2 protein-coding genes and 1 pseudogene are annotated in these 2,743 nt (G+C 73.1%); 1 reads left to right on the top strand and 2 read right to left on the bottom strand.

Annotation, left to right across the window (positions count from 1 at the left end):
- Window positions 1–80 precede the first annotated feature (80 nt).
- Window positions 81–1,004 (bottom strand): aminoglycoside phosphotransferase family protein, encoded by a 924-nt coding sequence (locus AB0H87_RS40270; RefSeq protein ID WP_360158625.1) that lies wholly within the window; start codon window positions 1,002–1,004, stop codon window positions 81–83.
- A 78-nt stretch (window positions 1,005–1,082) separates the two neighbouring features.
- Here AB0H87_RS40270 and AB0H87_RS40265 point away from each other — a divergent pair, with 78 nt between their 5' ends.
- Window positions 1,083–2,576, top strand: coding sequence for an APC family permease (locus AB0H87_RS40265; protein WP_360158622.1), 1,494 nt, complete (start codon window positions 1,083–1,085; stop codon window positions 2,574–2,576).
- Between the two features lie 37 nt (window positions 2,577–2,613).
- Here AB0H87_RS40265 and AB0H87_RS40260 read toward each other — a convergent pair.
- Window positions 2,614–2,743, bottom strand: a pseudogene (locus AB0H87_RS40260) (TRIC cation channel family protein); the annotation flags it as partial.

Raw genomic sequence — 2,743 nt, 5'->3', positions numbered from 1 at the left:
GTCTTGGCACTCAGCCTATCCGAGTGCTAATAGTGCGGCATCGGACGCGGCTTCGTCCAGCGACAGGCGGTCGCTCGCGTTCAGTGCACGAGGTCGAGCAGCCGCACGATGCCGGCCTCGGTGAGCGGTCGGGCGAGCATGGCGTCGAGCCGGGCCGTCGACCGCGCGCGGTCCTCGGGCGGGGCCCCCGGGTCGAGTGCCCGGCGCGCGTAGATCTCGACCAGGTGGCCCTGGACCGCGATGGCCATCGAGAAGTCCGCCGGTCGCAACGCCGGCCCGTCGTAGGCGGCCGCGGCAACGGGCGCGTCGTCGCCCACCTCCCAGAGCAGGGCCGCCAGCTCCCGCTCGGGCTGGGCCGGCCCGCTGTTCTCCCAGTCGAGCACGACGAGCGCGCCCGCGGTGGTGTGCCGGACGTTCTCGGCGTTGACGTCGCGGTGGCAGGTGATCACCTTGCCGGGCTCGGGTGGGCGGACGAGAGCGTCGACGGCGACCAGTTCGGCCAGGTGCGCGGCGAGCGGGTCGGCCCAGGAGGCGCCGGCCCGGGTGGCCGCAGCGGCGAGATCGTGCCAGCGCGCCCGGCCCACGGGCGCCGCGAACCATTCGCCGACCGGGCCGCCGGCGGGATGCCCGACGCGGTGCAGCCGGGCCAGCAGGGCGCCGAGGCCGGCCCCCGACGGGTCCGAAGCGGCGGGATCGAGGTCGACCCATTCGTACACCCGCAGCGCGGCGTCGGGACCACGCACCGTCACCTGCCCATCCGTGGTGCGCACCGGCAAGGGGAGCGGGACGCCGCTCGCAGCGGCGGCCAGCTGGAACGCCACGTCGGCCGCGGCGTCCGCCTCGGCCACCGGGACCAGCGCTTCCTTCACCGCCCAGGTGCCGCGGTCGGTCTCGAGCCGCCAGATCCGGCCGAGCTCGCCGCGCGCCGCGTACACCGGTGGGCCGGTCTCTCGCCCGAGCCCGTAACGGGCGGTCACCATGGCCGTGACCTCCGCCGACATCATGCCGATCATTGTCCTTGACGTGATCGACGAAGGCGATCAATATCCACTCGGTTGATGTCCACTCTGGAGGCGCATGCCATGTCCGCTCCCTCGCGCGCCGTCGGCGCACAGACCACGGGAACGCTGGCCGCCGGCCGGCTCGGCGTACCCGCGGTGCTCTTCTTCGTCATGTCGGCGGCGACCCCGCTGACCGTGGTCGCCGGCGTGGTGACCACCGGCTTCGCGACCACCGGCCTGATCGGCATTCCGATCGCGTTCGTGGTCGTCGGCCTGGTGCTGGCGGTGTTCTCGGTCGGCTACGTGGCGATGGCCCGGCACATGGCCAACGCGGGCGCCTTCTACACGTTCGTCTCGCGCGGCGTCGGTCGCCCGGCGGGCGTCGGCGCGGCGTGGGTCGCCCTGGTCGCCTACAACGCCCTGCAGGTCGGGCTCTACGGCGCGATCGGCTCGGCGGCGGGCCCGCTGCTCGACGAGTGGTTCGGGATCAACCCGGACTGGTGGGTGGTCGCCCTCGTCTGCTGGGCGGTCGTCGCGGTGCTCGGCGTGCTGCGCATCGACGTCAACGGCACCATCCTGGCCGTGCTGCTCTGCGCCGAGGTGCTGATCATCCTGATCTACTCGTTCGCCGACCTGGGCAGCCCGGCCGCCGGCGGTGTCACCGGCGCGACCCTCGACCCGGGCAACCTGTTCGGCGACGGTGTCGGCGCGATCCTCGTGCTGGCGCTGCTCGGCTTCGTCGGCTTCGAGGCGTCGGTGGTCTTCTCCGAGGAGGCCAAGGACCCGAAGCGGACGGTACGCACGGCCACCTACATCGCCGTCGGCGCCACCGCCGTGCTCTACACGTTCGCGTCGTGGGCCATGACGGTCGCGACGGGCCCGGACGCGATCGTCGAACGGTCCCAGAACGAGAGTGTCGGCCTGATCTTCAGCCTGGCGGGCGCCAACCTCGGCGACGCCTGGGTGACGATCGGCGAGGTCCTGTTCTTCACCTCGATCACCGCCGCGATGATCTCGTTCCACAACACGATCGCCCGCTACATGTTCGCGCTCGGCCGGGAGCGCGTGCTGCCGGCCGCGCTGGGCCGGACCAGCGCCGGCACGCGCGCACCCCGCAACGCGTCGCTCGTGCAGTCGGTGATCGGCCTGGTCGTCATCGTCGTCTACGCGATCGGCGGCTGGGAGCCGACGGTCCACCTGTTCTTCTGGGCGGGCACCTCGGGCGGCCTCGGCGTGCTGTTCCTCATCACGCTGACGGCCCTCGCGGTCCTGCTCTTCTTCCGCCGCGACACGCACGGCGAGTCGGCGTGGTCCCGGCTGGTCGCCCCGGCGGTCGCGCTGGTCGCCCTGGCGGTCGTGGTGGTGCTGGCGGTCGTCAACTTCGACTCCCTGCTGGGCGTGGCACCGGACAGCGCACTGGCCTGGGCGATCCCGGTGGCGTTCGTGGTGATCGGGCTCCTGGGTGCGGCCTACGGCAGGTGGCTGCGCACCAACCAGCCGGAGGTGTACGCGGCGATCGGCTCCGGTGGCAACGAGCAGGCGCCGGCCGCGAAGATCGCGGAACCCGCCGAGTAGCAAAGCAGCGGGGAGGCCGGCCGCGGTGCCGGCCTCCCCGCCGCAGGATCACAGTTCGTCGGTGGGGTGACCCGCCGAGCAGGAGGTCGCGGGCGACGCCGCCGCCGATCGCGGCGATCATGCCGAGCAGGCAGGCGCCCACCGGTGGGACGCCGGCCCGCAGCGCG

Origin of the sequence: Asanoa sp. NPDC050611 (genome assembly GCF_040654855.1) — a bacterium.
Taxonomy (GTDB): domain Bacteria; phylum Actinomycetota; class Actinomycetes; order Mycobacteriales; family Micromonosporaceae; genus Asanoa.
The sequence above is the reverse complement of the archived record's forward strand: the minus strand, read 5'-3'. Positions and strand labels throughout refer to the sequence as shown.